We start from the raw sequence: 17,043 nt of genomic DNA on the forward strand, positions 1-17,043 counted from the left end.
AATTCAAAATTCAAAAATTTTGGGCATGGGGAATTGGGCATTGGGCATTGGGCATGAGTTATTCTCTACCTTGTCTCCCCTACACCCCCACACCCCTACACCCCCACACCCCCACACCCTCACCCTTGGCTAATTTCAATCACATTGCCATCTGGATCTTTAACAAAGAGAGCAGCCCGACCGGAGGCACTAGCTTGTATGGGATAATTTTGATTGAGTAATTGTTGCTTGGCTGCATCTAAGTCTACAACAGAAAAAGCAACATGGGGATTGCGTCCCCATTTGTCGTTCAGTTTTTCTGTGGGTACATCTGATGCAACTATCAAGTGAAGTTGATAGTTACCCACTTGATACCATGCACCAGGATATTTTAGAGTACGGTCGATTTTCGATAATCCTAAAACTTGGCTGTAGAACTTTTCCGCCCGTTCTAAATCAGTTACAAGAATAGCAGTGTGAAGACTTTGAGTAATCTGCATGGGAATAGGGAATGGGGAATGGGGAATGGGGCATTGGGCATAAAAAAGTCAAAATTCCAAAGGCAAAAGTTCTTTAATTTTGAATTTTGAATTTTGAATTTTGAATTAGTTTGCCCCCTGCCCTAATCTTAACTAACCACCGCTTCCGCCTTAGTCTCTACAACAGGTACATAGGGTTTTTCTGCACCTTGGGCTAGGTAGTCGGCTACTTGTTTTTCAATTTGGTCGCGCACAATTTGGCGATATTCTAGAAAATGCTCGTTGTGAGCGCACACGGAAATGTAATGTTCTAACACTCCTGGGTTACGCTTGAGAATACTAAATAGATGATGCCAGAATTTCCAACGGGTTTCGCGTTTAATACCTTGCCGCCAAATGACAATTAGTAAGGCTCTGACTACTAACCACTCTGGCATTTTAAAGGGGGTTTTGTAAGGTGGCGCACCCAACATCAGAAAACACCGATAGGTGCGATCTAAGTATTTCACAGGGTCATATAAACTACAAAATGCCTCAATATATTCTCTGGCAATATCTTCTAAGGGACGGGTGGGAATAAAGTTCATCAGTGTGGTTTGGTTGATGTTCCCGTCTTGATTTTCCCGGAGTCTGCCTTCTTTCTTCAGACGATGCCACAATGCTGTGTTAGGTAAAGCTTGTAACATGGCGAAGGTAGTAGAAGGAATCCCGGCTTGTTCGGCAAATCTGACAATGCGATCGCCTGCTCCGGCTTTTTCACCATCAAATCCAATGATAAACCCAGCCATTGGACGCAAACCCGCTTTAATGATGGTTTGCACTGCATCGGTTAAAGAACTCCGAGTATTTTGGAATTTTTTCGTCAGTTGTAAGCTATCTTCGTCTGGGGTTTCAATTCCCAAAAATACTGCCGAGAAACCAGACTCCACCATTAAAGTTAACAGTTCTGGGTCTTGTGCTAAATCTACTGAAGCCTCAGTATCAAATTTGAATGGATACTGATGCTCTTGCATCCAAACTTTCAACTCTTTCAGTAACAATTTGACGTTGCGTTTGTTACCGATGAAGTTGTCATCCACCATAAACACCGCTCGCCGCCAACCCAAATTGTAGAGGTACTCTAACTCAGCTATTAATTGGGCTGGGGTTTTGGTGCGGGGTTTACGTCCATATAATACAATGATGTCGCAGAACTCACACTGGAAAGGACAACCACGGGAAAACTGCACCGACATCATGTCATAGGCATCAAATTCTAGTAAGTCAAAGCGGGGTATGGGTGTAGTTGTGACATCTGGTTTTTCGGCAGTGCGGAATGTTCCAGAAGTTTCCCCTCGTTGAATAGCTTCTACAAACATGGGCAAGGTGATTTCCCCTTCATCCAAAATCAGGAAATCTGCGCCAACGTTCTGCACTTCATGAGGTGTAGAGGTGGGATAAGGGCCACCCACAGCTACTAATTTACCGCGCTGTTTCGCTTCTTGAATTTGCTCTAGTAAATCTTGTTTTTGAACAATCATCGCTGAGAAAATCACGAGATCAGCCCAAGCCCATTCTTCCTCTGTAGCTGGGCGGATGTTGCGATCTACCAGCTTAAATTCCCATTCTTGGGGCAGAATCGCCGCCACTGTGACTAAACCCAATGGTGGTAATAGCACTTTGCGATCGACTAAAGCCAGAATCTTTTCGTATGACCAAAAGGTTTTGGGAAATATTGGATATACCAGTAGAACACGCATTTCGTATCATTCCTCACGGTGTGATTGTGATCCCAATTTAACGAAAATAATTACTTATTGACTTTTAAACGGTATGCAATTATCACAACAATACATCAACCGTACTGATTTGGAAAAGATGTATGGGGGATAATGATACCAAGTTGCAGTCAAAGATAGTAACCTGGGGTGGGGAGTGTGGGAGGTGTGGGGAGTGTGGGGTGTAGGAATACTATTTCGGAAAGCAACTTAGTATGAGATGTACTCCGGTTTTTGGCTTGATGCGCGGATGGGCAGGTGTCAAAAATCGCTGTTCAACAAAAATGGCTGTATGCTTTACTGTACAAGCTTTTGCAAAAAAAATAAATTTAAAATAACCGCGCACCTTACCCAGTCTATGTTTCAGCAATTTGATGTAAATCAACTGACATTTTCGCGTGTTATAGTTATAATCAACCCATCCGCTTAAATTTTTTCAAAAATCAATAGGATTCCTATATATGGAATTTCCTAGTATACTGAAGTAAAAATCTCTGCGTACCTCTCTCTTGAAAAGTTTCCTACGGAGGGAAACCCTCCTCCAGAACTTTTCGCTGCGCTTTACTTTGCGTACCTCTGCGTTTTAAAATATCATCCATAACTCACTTAATTGGTAATCGCTATAGTTCCTATTAACCAAGCTGTTTCAAGTGATATAAAAATACTAAAATTCAGTTAGTAGTAAGGACTTTAGTCCTTATTTGAGAACTAAAGTTCTCACTACAAACCTTGAATTATTTACCCTATTCTATTTACAGATCAACGTTGATGAGAAACTTTGCAATTTAAAGTTTCTCATCCCGTGATGATTTTGACGAATTATCTTATAGATTTTATCTTCTCAAAATTAGCGACGTAAGCCATCACTTAAAGCTAATGCACTATTTTCTAACTGCTTGAGTTGTTGGGACTGTTGAGTTAATCGGACTGATAAACTCTGACAGACTAACTCACACAAATCAAAAATAATCGGATCAGCAATTTCATAATACACGCTCACACCCTGGGGTTGTCGCTTGATAATGCCTGTCTGTGCCAAAATTTGCAGGTGCTTGGAAACATTAGCTTGTTTGAGTTGGGTAATTTCCATAATTTCACTGACATTTTTTGCACCTGTTTTCAGCGCACATAAAACTTGTAGGCGACTCACCTCAGATAAAACTTTGAAGTACTCTGCAATGGGTATAAGTGTCGTAGGAGAGGATTCGAGCATAGTGCAATAATTTCAGTAAATTTTTTCTTGACACTTTCTAGTTTACCATGTTTATATTATATTACTATATAGTAGTATAGTAAATATAAAGTCATTGAAGATTGCTAGGGAGTTAAAATTATGCTTTTTCGGCAACTATTTGATCCAGAAACCAGCACGTACACCTATTTAATTGCAGATGAGACAAGCAACACAGCAATTTTAGTTGATCCAGTGCTAGAACAAGCCGAACGCGATCAAAAGCTAATTGAGGAACTGGGTTTGAAACTTGGTTACTGTTTAGAAACCCATATCCATGCTGATCATATTACTGGTTCAGGAAGACTGCGCGAGTTAACAGGATGTCAGACGATTGTACCGATGGGTGCAAATGCAGTGTGTGCTGACAGAAAAATTCAACATGGTGAAGTCTTGGAAATTGGATCAGTTGTGATAGAAGCGATCGCTACTCCTGGACACACTGACAGTCATATGACTTATTTAGTCAACAAAACCCATTTACTCACCGGAGATTCCCTATTAATTCGGGGGTGTGGACGCACAGATTTTCAAAGTGGTAATGCAGGCGCGCTCTATGACTGTATCACCCAAAATTTATTTACTCTACCTGATACCACACTAGTTTACCCAGGACACGATTATCGGGGACATATGGTTTCTACCATCGGCGAAGAAAAAAAATTTAATCCCCGATTTGCAGGACGCGATCGCACAGAATTTATCCAATTGATGGGTAATTTAAACCTACCCAATCCGAAAAAAATTATGGAAGCAGTACCAGCTAATCAACGGTGTGGACAGGCGGCTTAGAGTTGTAGGGGGCAGGGTGCAGGGGGCAGGGTGCAGGGAGACAAATATTATCTGAATAAATTGGGGAATTTATTCTCTGGACGTTTCTTAAAACTTCAAAATTCACGCATACCCTAGGGTATTTTACTAGAAAATTCACAAGGAAAAATTATGGTTCAAGCTACAAAAATCTCTGAAATTGATGCACTCACACTCAAACAGTGGCTCGACTACAACACCATCTTATTAATTGATGTGCGTGAACCTTCAGAATACGCCGAAGAACATATTCCAGAAGCCAAATTACTTCCTCTTTCTACTTTGCAACCTCAGCAAGTTGCCGCAGAAGAAAAACCCATAGTTTTATATTGTCGTTCCGGGAATCGTTCCGCCCAAGCTGGTAAAAAATTGATTGCAGGTGGAATTGACAAGGTTTATCATTTGCAGGGTGGATTACCAACCTGGAAAGCGGCAGGTTTACCAACTCAAATTAATCCCCGTGCGCCAATTAGCATTATGCGGCAAGTGCAAATGGTTGCAGGTTCATTAGTTGTGATTGGAACTGTATTAGGCGCATTTGTTTCACCTTGGTTTTTAATTTTGAGTGGGTTTGTAGGTAGTGGATTAGTCTTTGCTGGGGTGACAAATACCTGTGCAATGGGAATGTTATTAGCCAAACTACCCTATAACCGACGCTGAGGAGGGAAAGGGGCAGGGGGCAGGGGGCAAGGGGCAGGGGGGACAAGGGAGACAAGGGAGACAAGGGGGCAGGGGAGGTTAAGTAACTCAGAGTATCTGAATTACTTACCTTTCCCAATTACGAATTACGTAGCTTGCTTCCGCGTAGCGGTATTACGAATTACGAATTACGAATTACGAATTACAAATTATGACTTGGATATTGGGTCATATACTGGCCGTTGTTATTGGTATGAGCTTAGGATTATTAGGTGGCGGTGGTTCGGTGTTGGCTTTACCTGTATTGGTATATGTCATGGGAGTTGCACCGAAAAATGCGATCGCTATGACCCTAGTAATTATTGGTACAGTCAGCATACTGGGATTAATTCCCCACTGGCGAGCGGGAAATGTTTGGTTAAAAACAGCATCGATTTTTGGTGGGGCAACAATGATAGGTGCATTCTTCGGCGCGAAGTTAGCCACCTTACCATTTATTACCGATGCTCTACAAATGTTGTTGTTTGCGTTGTTAATGCTGGTATCTAGTCTCTTGATGATTCAGCGTGGCGCACGTACTAAAAAATCTGCTGATGATACACCTTATCCGCCCCCTGTCTGTAAATATTGTTGGCTATGGTTGATGAGTGAGGGAATTGTTGTAGGGACTTTGACGGGTTTGGTGGGTGTTGGGGGTGGATTTGCTATTGTTCCAGCTTTGGTATTACTTGGTAAAGTGCCGATGAAAGCAGCCATTGGTACATCATTACTAATTATTATCATGAATGCGATCGCTGGCTTCATCGGTTATTGGGGACACGTCACCCTAGACTGGGGTTTAATGCTGTCTTTTATCTTGGCTGCTAGCGTGGGAACTGTGTTAGGTGGGTATTTATCTCAGTTTGTCCCGGCGACGAGGTTGCAAAAGAGTTTTGGTTATTTCTTACTAGCAGTAGCAGCATTTGTCATGTTTCAAAATCGTGACACATTCTGGCAATGGCACACACCAAAAAGTGCCGCCTCTGCTAAAGCTCAAGTTACACCAATTCAAATGGAATAAGGCAGGGGGCAGGGGGCAGGGAGCAGGGGGCGGGGAGCAGGGAGCGGGGGGCAGGGGGCAGGGAGCGGGGAGACAAGGGGGACAAGGGGGACAAGGGAGACAAGGGAGACAAGGGAGAAATATTTACCCCAATGCCCAATGCCCAATTCCCAATTCCCAATGCCCAATGCCCAATGCCCAATGCCCAATGCCCAATGCCCAATGCCCCATGCCCAATGCCCAATGCCCCATGCCCCATGCCCCATCCCAATGCCCCATGCCCAATGCCCAATGCCCAATGCCCCATGCCCCATGCCCCATGCCCTAATATGATGCAAAATATTGCCGATATAATTCACAACTTGGTATGACTTTATCTCTTAACTGTTTGATTAATCCCATGCTGCTGAGTTTATAAGTCATAATTGGATCTAACAATATTGGTTCTTGAGCATGGATGACTTTTTGTAATGCTTTTGCTAATTCGGGTTGTGCTTGCAATATTGCTTGATGACGCTGTAAGTGATGTGAATAAATACCGCTTAATGTTGCTGCTGTATCGAGGAATTGAGCAAAGCTAATTTCCCCACGACTGAGATGATAAATAGCCATATGCACTAATGCGGGATGTCCTTCTACCATCGCCATTAGTTGTTTAGCTTCTTCTGTCTGAGTCCATTTAAGTCCATAGCGTTGAGCTAACTGCTCTATCTGCTCTAAACTAAAAACACTTAACTCTATTGGCAAACCTACATTAAATGGAGATTGCTTTAACTGGAGAGGGACATAAATTTCTGTAGAGTGAACTATAATCAGCCGTAACTTTTGCCAGATAGGTTCTCTCTTGGCTTCCTCATACCACGAACGAAATAGAGGTAAAACATCTTTTGCTACCAAAGGATGCTCAAACAAATATTGCAGTTCATCTAAAGATAAAACTAAAGGACTATCAATTTGCTTTAATATATGGTTGCGGAAATAAAAAGAACAACTAATTTTGCTACCAATATCTTCATCCCAATAATCGTCTAGTCTCAATTCCAGTTGTAGTTGGCGAGTAACGTTAGCACATAGCCAGCGCAAAAATCGATTCAAATCATTCAAAATTACATCGTCAATTTGTTCTAGATTTAAGCTGACAGTTTGATAGCCTTGACGGGTGGCGTAATCTAGGGTTCTCAACAATAAAGAAGTTTTACCCATTTCTCTAGGGGCTTTAATGCGGATTAAAGCCCCAGGCTTGATCATTTCTTCGCAAACTTGAGTTTCTAGGGCAACTCGTTCTATGTAAAATGGAGATTCTAGAGGAATTGCACCATTTGGATAACAGGAAGAATTAACGGAGTGGGCAAGTTGTAGTGCTAGCTTTTGATTTACCCAATCAAAGTTGAAAATCTTGCTATAGATGGGGTTCTTGACTGTTAAACTGTCTTGATGTTGGGTAACAAGTCCTGATAAGCATAATTCTAGGTACTCAGGTGAGTTATCCCACGGGATTTTGCCATGTTGTAGAATTTGTTGATATAGTTGCAATAATTGTGTACTTTTAGAAGTATTGCGGAGGATGCGATCGCGGATTGTTCTTAAATGCTCTGGTTCGTCTTGAGTCTCCCAATTATTGATAATTTGTTGCTGCACAATTCGCTCTACCCACAGCGATTCTTCACCAACTTCAGGGAAGCAATCTGCTGGGTTTTTATCGCAGTAATTAACAATTAACCAACACAATTTTTGAGTCAGAAATGGTTGTCCATTCGTCCAATATAAAACCTCTTTTAAGACTGCTTCCGGCTTGCTCACCTTTCCTATTAAACCTTGTACCAAAGGTTTGCTATCTTGAATTTGGAATCCTTGTAGTTCAATAGCTCGACCAATATTAAAGGGAGTAGAATAATGTTTATCTTGAATCAAATCTGAAGGTGAAGCCACTCCCAACAGAGCAAAACATAGTCGTCTATAAGCTGGTTTAATGGCTCGACTTTCATAACAGTGGCGAATCAACCCAAAAAATTCATCTGTGGAAAACTTCAAACCTAGGACATTATCAATTTCATCAATAAATATGACAACTTTTTGCTGAATTTGAATCAGTAACACAGTTTCAATAAATTCATTTAAGCATTGGATAGGAGATAAATCATCCCGTGCGCTTAACCAACTGCGCCGATGTATTTTTAATTGAAAACCGCTTACCAATTCCTGAATAATTCCGCCATACCATTGGCTAGCTGTAATTTGCTGGCTACCAATCCCGCTTAATTCAATTTCAGCACAGGCAATACCTTGAGTGCGTAACTTATCCATCGTTCTGACTCGTAAGCTAGACTTTCCCATCTGTCTAGCATTGAGAACATAGCAATACTCAAGAGCTAATAACCCTTGGTAAAGTTCTGTGTCAGCCTGTCGCATGACATAAGTAGGAGCATCCGGTGGCAGACTACCACCTAGTTGATATTGATAGGTGGTGTTGAATTTATCAAACATTGATATTTGGGGAGATGCTGACAAAATGCTTCAGTATCAATTTTCACATGATTTGTTGTGCTTGTATACTCATAATACCTGAATTTAACTGAATTTAACTGAGTTTTGAAATCCTAAATTTAACTCAACTATTGACTTGAAAGTTCAATCATAGTTAAGAAACCCGTTAATTCTGCTATTTTGATGTAGCAAGCAAACAATATCAATTAGGAGCTTTTTAAGATTCTGTTTAAATTTTAAGGATTGATATATGTATGGTTCGTAAAATTATTCTCCATACTCTCAGATGTGATAAAACCGAATACTATTTCGGCAATGACAAAACTCTTTTAGAAGTCTTCACTGATAGTAAACCCCGTGTTCAACTCAGACATGAGATGAGGCAAGGAGATACCTGGTTATTAGGTAAATCATATGAGTTCAATCATGATGCTGTAGTCAAGATATGGCATGAAGACAACTCATCATTAGTAGATAGTTATGACTTGATTGGTGAGTTTGAAGTACCTACTCTTAATGTGAATTTGGGAACTGCCAAATTTACTAAAGGTGCTTATTACACTTTGACATATAGCATTACTACGTCTCCCTCATCCTACAATGTTCCTGATCCCCCATCTGATATCACTATGGAAATGCAAACTATTTTCATATTTAATTGATGAACAAACTTAGTTACATAGGAAAATTTTCTATATAAAACAATATTTATATTTTCATTTTATCTAAAAATTAAACTAATAATATTATAAATGCTGTACTAGTTATAGCCTAAATCTGATACTTACAAAGTATCAGATTTTTTTTCATCATAAAGCAAATTCGACGTTGATAAATAACAATCAAGAAATTCACTTATCACTTATCACTCATTACTCATTACTCATTACTCATTACTCATTACTCATTACTCATTACTCATTACTCATTACTCATTACTCATTACTATGATTTGCAATCACATCAGCAAAATAATGACAATACAACTGACAGCGCGGCTCAACATCATTACCCGCAAGCTTAACCAATCCCATACTTTGCAATTGATAAGCTGATATAGTTTCTAATCTCACAGGTTTATCAGAATTAATCACTGTTTGAAATGCTGCCATCAGTTTTGGTTCTTGTTGCAAACTCAACCAATATTCTCGTAAATGATGGCTATAAATTCCCGCATCTGTTACCGCTTCTAATAACAATTGTTCCAAAGTCAAATCAGGATAACTTGTGAGGTAAGAAAATGCCATTTTTAGCAGGTAAGGATGACCCCCTACCAATTGCATTAAGGAATCTACTAAATATGAATCGCCTGCTAATCCATATTGCCTAGCAAATACCTCAACTTCTTCTCTAGTTAATTCTGGTAATTGAATGGGTAAGCCTACATTAAAAGGTGACTGATTAATATTCAACTGGATATAAACATCTGTGGCATGAGCAATAACTAATCGTAACTTTTTCCAGTTTGGGCGACTTCTGGCTTTTTCGTGCCAAGAACGCAATAATCCAAAAAAGTCTTCATAAACTTCAGGATAAGGGAAAAGCACGTCCACATCATCTAAACACAGAACTAGGGGGGTTTGGGCATCAGCTAATAGATATTCTTCTAAGTAGGTTGTGCAGCTGACTTTAGCACCCATCCCCTGTTCATCCCAATATTCATCCATCTGACTAGGTAAGTGCAGTTCTCGACTGACATTAAAACAGAACCAACGCAAAAATTTATTCAAGTCGGTGCAGTGAGTTTTTCTGTCTACCATTTCCAAACTTAAACTGACTGTCCGATAGCCGTGTTTTGCTGCTTTGATTAATAATCGCTCTATTAACAATGTTTTACCCATGAGTTTAGGTGCTTTGATTCGCATCAGAGAACCAGGGTGTAACAAGTGTTCATAGCATAGGGATTCCAGAGGATAGCGAGGCACATAAAATTGTGAATCTACACAGCTTTTTTGCTCTTGGGATAGATTAAACTGAGGGTAAGGCTGTTGGGATTTATTTATCCTTATTTCTTTAGTTAATAAGTGGGATTGAGATGTAAATTGCTGATGCCAATATTTTTTTTCCCAATTGCGTTTTAAAGCCTCTTTAAAATTACTTTTTTTAACTTTTTCTCCTAGAGAATCTGTTAACAATTTCCACAACTTGGGTGCAACATCTTGACTAATATAACTGGTTGTATATTGGTTTTTAGCCGCTATTTGATCATATTCTTCTCGTTTCCAAGCTCCTTTTAGGACAATAATTTCAACATCAGTTAATTTTCTGAAAAACTTTTTCAACACTACTTCATTAGCAATTTTAATTGCCTCGTCCAAGTTAAAAGCCATAATTCATAAATTTGAAACAAGTAGCTGTCATAAACTGCGTACACCATAAAAGATGAAAAATTCTTTCCCTTACACACGCGAGTTGCTACAAGTCGGCAAAGCCGCCCAACGCACTCGCTCCCCTACACCCCTTTTTCAAGTCAGCCATTCACGCCAAGTTTTGCCACAACCAAGGATGAAAATCTGTCTTTCCCATGCCCCATGACGGCAGTCCGCTCAAGTCGGGAAACCCGCCCACGCGGCTGCCTCCCCCATGCCCTATGCCCATTTTCAATTCAGCTTATAATCATCTAAGATTTATTATCTATTAGCTGCAATCCAACTATTATTAAAAATTAATTCATAAATTCGGTTATGAATCTTTAAGTAACCTTGCTGCTTAATCAATAATCCTGATAAGATTAGTTCTCTGGCTTCTGGAGTATCAACCGAAGTTACTTGTCCAAGCTCTAAAATTTGCTGGTATAGTTCCAGTATTTTGGTAGATTTTGTATCACCTTTGAGAATGCGATCGCGTATTGTTCTAAAATGCTCTGGTTCATCCTGAGCTTCCCAATTTTCGATGATATTGGTACGGATCAAATTCTCAATCCAAGCTTTTTCAGTTTTTTGGGGGACAGAAGATGGTGAAGTACGAATCATCTGGCAAATCTTTTGGGTTAAAAATGGCTGGCCGTTAGTCCAAAATAACACTTCTTTCAGCACGGCTTGAGGATTACTCACTTTGTCTGCTAGTCCGTGCAGCAGAGGTTGAGCTTCGTGCATTTGGAAACCATGCAGTTGAATTGCTTGGCCAATATTAAAAGGTGTTTTGCGATAATCAGTGATTAAATCACTAGGAGTAGCAACTCCAAATAAAGCAAAACACAATCGCTGATACTCTAAATTAATATTGCGGTGATTATAACAGGAGCGAATTAAAGCAAAGAAGTCGTTAACTGGAAAATCTAAACCTAAAACACTATCAATTTCATCTAAAAAGATAAATATTTTTGGTGGAAGATTATCGTTTGGTAATCTAACTTTAGCTAATAAAACTTCTTCTAAAAATCTACTCAATCGCTGTACAGGAGAAATGTCTAGTTTTTCTTGCCACCAAGCTTTTAAATTCACCTGATCTAGCAAGTCAAAACTTTGCCACAATTCCACAGCTAATCCCTTATACCATTGCTCAGGGGTGATGTTTTCATTGCCAATTCTTGTCATATCAATGGCAGCACAGCAAAAACCCTGTTGTTGTAAGTGGTGCATCATCCGCACCATCAAACTTGATTTACCCATTTGTCGGGTATTTAATATATAACAAAACTCGCCATTTTTTAATGCTTTGTAGAAGTAACGATCTGCCGATCGCACTACATAAGTCGGTGCATCAATTGGCAAACTACCACCTACTTGATAATCATAATTTGAGGCTGATTCAGCACTTTTTAATAGAGCATTTTCAAATTCTAATTTTGCTTGAGTGGCTTTTAGAATTTCGAGAGTTTGTGATAGTTCTTGGGTACGTTCTTCTACTTTCTGTTCTAGAGTGGTGTAGATGCGAGAATTTTCAATTGAAATGGCAGCTTGGCTAGATAAAATATTTAAGATGCGGACGCGCTCTGGTGTAAATGCGTCTGTAGTCAGGTTATTTTCTAAATATAAAATGCCGTTTAATTTGCCTTGATTGACTAAGGGAATACAGAAAATTGATTGAGGTTGGGTGGCGATAATGTATTGATCACTGATAAATTGTTCGTCTTTAGTAGCATCATTCAGCACTACATTTTCTTGGGTGCGGGCGACGTAGTTGATAATAGATAGGGACAGTAAAGGAGTTTGACTCGCTTCATCTAGTGTATCTACTGGTATTGATTGTAAAACTTTAACATTATTGGTATTAATAGTGGCGATCGCTTCAATTACCCATTTATCCTGAGAAGATAGCAACAATAAGCCTTTTTCCGCCCCTGCGTTCTCAATCATAATTTTCATTAACTTCGCCAGCAAATTCTCTAGAATAATTTCTTCGGCTAGAGTTTGAGAAGCTTTAATGACTGTTGATAAATCGAGAACTTCTGCATTGCTACCGACAGTAGACGTAGTTGTGCTTAAATTTTTAGCTATCCCTGGCTTGGTAATTGCCATCAAATATTGGGGATATTCCGCTTCTAACTGTTGTAGTTTAGCTTTAGCTCCCCAGCGATCGTAACAATGATAGGCATTTCTCAAATATAACTGGCCAATTTCTTCCCGTTTCAGATTTAAGTAAAATTCTGCTGCTAATTCATAAGCTAGTGCTTCTTCTTGGATAAATTCATATTTTTTCGCATCTTGAATAGCTTGTTCATAAAGTTCTTCAGCTTCCCAATTTCGCCCTAATATTCTTGCTTTTTCGGCTGCGACTAAATCATATTTATGCTGAAAATTGGCAGGGCAGGAACTAGCCCATATTTTCATCGTTGCTTGATTTTTATCTACTTGCTCAATAAATTCTTTTTGCTGATTTATTTCACAGTCTTTATATTGAGCAAGTAGCGAAAGAGAAAAGTAAAAATTATGTAAAAATCCACCTATACTTCCACTAGAAGTATATTTTTCAGTCAATATTCCATGAGTAGCAGCATCAAAACTCTTTTTAAAATAAAAATAGTAAATAGTCTTCGCCAAATATATAAAAAATAGTAACCATTGATTATTTATTGCAACCCAACTGTTGATTAATTCTTGTTCTTCTTCTCTGGAATCACCAATAATTAATCCATCAATTTCGTTACTTACCAAGAAATTAGTTATGACTTTATGCAATACTTGGTGAGCATAAATAACATAAGTAATTTTAGTTGATTTAATAAAATCAAAATACTTCCTGTAATCATTATCAATATCTGGCAAAGTTTCTCCACCTGCAAATTTTATCAGACAATAATTAATTGCCAAATAACAAGGAAACTCATGCTCTCCAATATTTATACTTGTTTGAAAGGTATATATAATCTTTTCTTGTGCGTCTATGTTTCGGATATGCTCTTTCCAATACCATATACTAGCATAATAGATATTTATAACCATAACTTCTATTTTTTTACTGCTAGATTTCTCAATTAAACTCAGAGCCAATTTACCAAACTCATTAGCATCATCAATATCTTGATTTAGGCACAAAATATAAGCATAAATTACATAGGTATAAGCAGCAGTAACCGGATTTCCATATTTAAGACAAAGCTCGATCTGTGTTAAGATTATTTGAGCATTTAAACTAACACTTATTGTGACTGTTGCTATAGTTATCTGCTGAAGTATTAAATTGACTGCAATTTGAGTTTCGTCAGTCATTGCAGGTAATTCAGCTAAATCTGCAATTGTTTTACCCTGCAATAAATTTTTAACTATTTTTTGTTGTTTTTTAAGTTGATTGTCTATATCACTGGGAAATTTATTAATATTTACACCCATATCTAATAAAGCTTTAAGAGCGATGTCTATTGCTTTCTCGTGCTGAAAGATTGTAAAATAGTAAGTGATTTTATTTTGAAGTACTTTAGTTTTATCAAGTATATTTTTAGTTTTTGTTAAAAGATACTCGCATAATGTTTCAAATTCATCGAATTTAGTAATAACATAGAGAGTTTCTAAGATTTCTATATGAAATTCAAAGGTTAATTCATACTGTATTTCCCAACTATTAGCAGGTAAGAGATTTAATCCTTTTTGTAAATATTTAAGTGCTGGTTCATAAGCAGTAGATGCCTTAGATTTTTTGCCAGCTTGCAGAAATAATTTAGCTAAATTATCTTTTTCTGATTGCTCAGTAATTAATTCTGCCCCTTCATTAAATTGATTGACAATATTAAAAATATTGTTTTCTAAATACTTGTCTTTGGTATTTTTAAGGAGAATACGACCTATTTGTAGATGTACAAACTTCTTATCTTCTAAAATTAGACTATAAGCAGCTTGCTGCACTCTATCGTGTAAAAATTTATAGGGAATAGATTTAGGATATTTCGGTGTAAAAGCTGAGGATATTTCTGAAGAATTGCGAGAAATTTCCTCCCCATTCCATAGTAAAGGTATTTTATAATCATTGCTTAAAGGAACAATCAATCCTTCCTCAATGGCTTGCTGTAGTTGTTGAGCAGTCAATGTTTGGGATTTTTTATTGACAATAGAAAGAATTTCTAAATTAAATTCATTACCTATACACGCTGCTAATTTTAAAATATTCTGTGTATTTTCATCTAGCTTTTCAATTTTATTGACCATTAAATCAATGACATTATTAGTTATTTCCAGGTTTTTAATTTCCTGAAAATCCCATTGCCACAACATTCTTTTAGCTTCTTTATTCTTATTTTGCAATTCTGTATAGTTAAAAACTAAAAGTTTCTCTTTATACAAATTTTGCAGTAATTGAGTTAAGAAAAAAGAATTTCCACCAGTTTTGTAAGCTATTAAATCACCTAGAGGTTGAGCATTTTCTATCGAACAATGTAGGGTATCGGCAATTAATTGGTTAACATGGTTGAGTTCTAAAGGTGGAAGTGTGATTTCATTAACATTAGCTTCTGCCTTGATGATTTTTTCTAATGTTTGCATTAAAGGATGAGTAGGAGTAACTTCATTATCCCGGTATGCACCTATGATTAATAAATATTGATTTTCAGAATTGCTCGTTATTAACTCAATAAAATTTAAAGATGCTAAATCTGCCCATTGTAAATCATCTAGGAAGATTACTAAGGGATGTTCTTGGCGGCTAAAAATGCTAATAAATCGTGCAAAAAATAAATTGAATCGATTTTGGGCTTCACTTCCTACTAATTGCTCAATAGCTGGCTGTTTACCGAGAATTTTTTCTAAATCAGGAATTACATCAATAATAATTTGAGCATTATTTTCTAAAGCTGCTAATATTTTCTGTTTCCAAGCTTGTAAGTTAATTTCCGGTTCACTCAGCAGTTGGCGTACTAAATCTTCAAAAGCCTGGGTAATTGCTGCATAAGGAATATCTCTTTGTAACTGGTCAAATTTACCCTGAATAAAAAATCCTTTTTGGCGTGTAATAGGTTTGTAAATTTCATTAACTAAGGCAGTTTTACCAATACCTGAATAACCACTAATCAGCATTATTTCTGTACTACCTTGGCTATTGACACGCTCAAAGGTAGTTAGTAGTTGATTAATTTGCTGCTCTCTGCCATATAGTTTCTGTGGAATATGAAACTTATCAGAAATATCTTGACTGGCTAAAGGAAATCGAGAAATTTCTCCGCAAGTTTTTAACTGCTGGAAACAGATTTCTAAGTCTGCTTTAATTCCCCAAGCACTTTGATATCGCTCCTCTGGGGTTTTAGCTAACAATTTCATGACAATATCAGATATTGCCAAGGGAAGAGAAGAAATCAATTCCTGGGGTGTTTTGGGAACTTGTGCGAGATGACAATGAACTAACTCTAAAGGATCATTAATTGGAAAGGGGAGTTGATGAGTCAAAATTTCATAGAAGGTAACACCCAGCGAATAAAAATCACTGCGATAATCTATACCTCGGTTCATTCTACCCGTTTGTTCTGGAGCAATGTAAGCTAATGTTCCTTCTAATTGGTTGAGGTTACAAAGTTTCTGATTTTCTTGAGAAAGATTACTAGAAATACCAAAGTCAATAATTTTAAGGTTGCCTGTTTTTTGGTTATATACTATGTTGCTGGGATTGATATCTTTGTGGATAATATTAGCAGTGTGAATGGATATCAAACCTTCAGTAATTTTAATAGCTATGGTGAAAAATTCTTCTAATGTAAAGTGATATTTTTGTATCAAATTGTTTAAAGATTGACCTCCAAAATCTTCCAGCAGCATCACCAAACTATTCTGATATCTTTGTAAGTCATAAGCTCGGATAATGTTGTCTGTGTTTAATGAATGGGTAATTTCATATTCCTGTTTATATCGTGTTAGTTCTGAGGGGGTGGGGTAATTTTCTTTCAGTAACTTCAGAATGATTGGTTGTGACTCTGACTTGATAACTCCTCGATAAACTATTGAGTTAGCACTTTCGTAAATTTTTTCAATAAATTGGTAGTCTATTATTGTATTCATAGGATATGGTAGATTTTTTTATACGTTAAGTGAGAGGCTGTTTGTAAATATTAAGTAGTGGCGTATTAGATTTAGATAAAAAACGCAGATGTACGCAGATATAGCTTGCTTCTCTAACGAGACGCTACCGCGAAACCGCAGGGTACGCTGATGAAATGAATTTTTTATTGCTACATTTTAGCTGTGTTAGTCCAGTAGGGTGTGTTAC

General features: G+C 37.9%; 12 protein-coding genes. 6 read left to right on the forward strand and 6 right to left on the reverse strand.

Going from position 1 to position 17,043, the window contains the following annotated elements:
- Positions 1-119: 119 nt before the first annotated feature.
- The 3 genes from ACPZ3T_RS19015 to ACPZ3T_RS19025 all read right to left on the reverse strand — a co-directional run bounded on the left by ACPZ3T_RS19015 (position 120) and on the right by ACPZ3T_RS19025 (position 3,428).
- Positions 120-479, reverse strand: a complete 360-nt coding sequence (locus ACPZ3T_RS19015) for a VOC family protein (RefSeq protein WP_490271023.1) — start codon at positions 477-479, stop codon at positions 120-122.
- A gap of 128 nt (positions 480-607) precedes the next feature.
- Positions 608-2,197 (reverse strand): B12-binding domain-containing radical SAM protein, encoded by a 1,590-nt coding sequence (locus ACPZ3T_RS19020; RefSeq protein ID WP_490271024.1) that lies wholly within the window; start codon positions 2,195-2,197, stop codon positions 608-610.
- An 865-nt stretch (positions 2,198-3,062) separates the two neighbouring features.
- Positions 3,063-3,428: an ArsR/SmtB family transcription factor gene (locus tag ACPZ3T_RS19025; RefSeq protein WP_490271025.1), complete on the reverse strand. Its 366-nt coding sequence runs from the start codon at positions 3,426-3,428 to the stop codon at positions 3,063-3,065.
- A gap of 120 nt (positions 3,429-3,548) precedes the next feature.
- Here ACPZ3T_RS19025 and ACPZ3T_RS19030 point away from each other — a divergent pair, with 120 nt between their 5' ends.
- The 4 genes from ACPZ3T_RS19030 to ACPZ3T_RS19045 all read left to right on the forward strand — a co-directional run bounded on the left by ACPZ3T_RS19030 (position 3,549) and on the right by ACPZ3T_RS19045 (position 6,262).
- Entirely contained in the window at positions 3,549-4,238 is a 690-nt protein-coding gene (locus tag ACPZ3T_RS19030; RefSeq protein ID WP_490271026.1) for an MBL fold metallo-hydrolase, read from the forward strand.
- Between the two features lie 150 nt (positions 4,239-4,388).
- Positions 4,389-4,916 carry a rhodanese-like domain-containing protein gene (locus tag ACPZ3T_RS19035; RefSeq protein ID WP_490271027.1) on the forward strand — a complete coding sequence of 176 codons (528 nt, stop codon included), beginning with the start codon at positions 4,389-4,391 and terminating at the stop codon, positions 4,914-4,916.
- 190 nt (positions 4,917-5,106) lie between these two features.
- Positions 5,107-5,955 carry a sulfite exporter TauE/SafE family protein gene (locus ACPZ3T_RS19040; RefSeq protein ID WP_490271028.1) on the forward strand — a complete coding sequence of 283 codons (849 nt, stop codon included), beginning with the start codon at positions 5,107-5,109 and terminating at the stop codon, positions 5,953-5,955.
- The gene (locus ACPZ3T_RS19045; RefSeq protein ID WP_490271029.1) at positions 5,909-6,262 is read left to right on the forward strand and encodes a hypothetical protein; all 354 of its coding nucleotides are present in this window, start codon (positions 5,909-5,911) and stop codon (positions 6,260-6,262) included. The genes ACPZ3T_RS19040 and ACPZ3T_RS19045 overlap by 47 nt, the downstream gene beginning before the upstream one ends.
- Here ACPZ3T_RS19045 and ACPZ3T_RS19050 read toward each other — a convergent pair.
- Positions 6,259-8,418, reverse strand: a complete 2,160-nt coding sequence (locus ACPZ3T_RS19050; protein ID WP_490271030.1) for an AAA-like domain-containing protein — start codon at positions 8,416-8,418, stop codon at positions 6,259-6,261. The two genes, ACPZ3T_RS19045 and ACPZ3T_RS19050, sit on opposite strands and share 4 nt — an antisense overlap.
- A 254-nt stretch (positions 8,419-8,672) precedes the next feature.
- Between ACPZ3T_RS19050 and ACPZ3T_RS19055 the strand changes: the two genes are divergently transcribed.
- Positions 8,673-9,080 (forward strand): hypothetical protein, encoded by a 408-nt coding sequence (locus tag ACPZ3T_RS19055; RefSeq protein WP_490271031.1) that lies wholly within the window; start codon positions 8,673-8,675, stop codon positions 9,078-9,080.
- A gap of 273 nt (positions 9,081-9,353) precedes the next feature.
- On the opposite strand, the gene ACPZ3T_RS19060 is transcribed toward ACPZ3T_RS19055, so the two are convergent.
- Positions 9,354-10,748 carry an AAA-like domain-containing protein gene (locus ACPZ3T_RS19060; RefSeq protein WP_490271032.1) on the reverse strand — a complete coding sequence of 465 codons (1,395 nt, stop codon included), beginning with the start codon at positions 10,746-10,748 and terminating at the stop codon, positions 9,354-9,356.
- A gap of 52 nt (positions 10,749-10,800) precedes the next feature.
- On the opposite strand from ACPZ3T_RS19060, the gene ACPZ3T_RS19065 reads away from it, so the two are divergent.
- Positions 10,801-10,953 (forward strand): hypothetical protein, encoded by a 153-nt coding sequence (locus tag ACPZ3T_RS19065; protein ID WP_490271033.1) that lies wholly within the window; start codon positions 10,801-10,803, stop codon positions 10,951-10,953.
- 95 nt (positions 10,954-11,048) lie between these two features.
- Here the strand turns inward: ACPZ3T_RS19065 and ACPZ3T_RS19070 are convergent, their stop codons facing one another.
- The gene (locus ACPZ3T_RS19070; RefSeq protein ID WP_490271034.1) at positions 11,049-16,835 is read right to left on the reverse strand and encodes an AAA family ATPase; all 5,787 of its coding nucleotides are present in this window, start codon (positions 16,833-16,835) and stop codon (positions 11,049-11,051) included.
- Positions 16,836-17,043 lie beyond the last annotated feature (208 nt).

It is taken from the genome of Aliinostoc maniaoense (assembly GCF_058172895.1).

Bases quoted from the DNA above. Each gene is read 5' to 3' on its own strand.
- ACPZ3T_RS19015 (WP_490271023.1), bottom strand. From the start codon at position 479: ATGCAGATTACTCAAAGTCTTCACACTGCTATTCTTGTAACTGATTTA.
- ACPZ3T_RS19020 (WP_490271024.1), bottom strand. From the start codon at position 2,197: ATGCGTGTTCTACTGGTATATCCAATATTTCCCAAAACCTTTTGGTCA.
- ACPZ3T_RS19025 (WP_490271025.1), bottom strand. From the start codon at position 3,428: ATGCTCGAATCCTCTCCTACGACACTTATACCCATTGCAGAGTACTTC.
- ACPZ3T_RS19030 (WP_490271026.1), top strand. From the start codon at position 3,549: ATGCTTTTTCGGCAACTATTTGATCCAGAAACCAGCACGTACACCTAT.
- ACPZ3T_RS19035 (WP_490271027.1), top strand. From the start codon at position 4,389: ATGGTTCAAGCTACAAAAATCTCTGAAATTGATGCACTCACACTCAAA.
- ACPZ3T_RS19040 (WP_490271028.1), top strand. From the start codon at position 5,107: ATGACTTGGATATTGGGTCATATACTGGCCGTTGTTATTGGTATGAGC.
- ACPZ3T_RS19050 (WP_490271030.1), bottom strand. From the start codon at position 8,418: ATGTTTGATAAATTCAACACCACCTATCAATATCAACTAGGTGGTAGT.
- ACPZ3T_RS19055 (WP_490271031.1), top strand. From the start codon at position 8,673: ATGGTTCGTAAAATTATTCTCCATACTCTCAGATGTGATAAAACCGAA.
- ACPZ3T_RS19060 (WP_490271032.1), bottom strand. From the start codon at position 10,748: ATGGCTTTTAACTTGGACGAGGCAATTAAAATTGCTAATGAAGTAGTG.
- ACPZ3T_RS19065 (WP_490271033.1), top strand. From the start codon at position 10,801: ATGAAAAATTCTTTCCCTTACACACGCGAGTTGCTACAAGTCGGCAAA.
- ACPZ3T_RS19070 (WP_490271034.1), bottom strand. From the start codon at position 16,835: ATGAATACAATAATAGACTACCAATTTATTGAAAAAATTTACGAAAGT.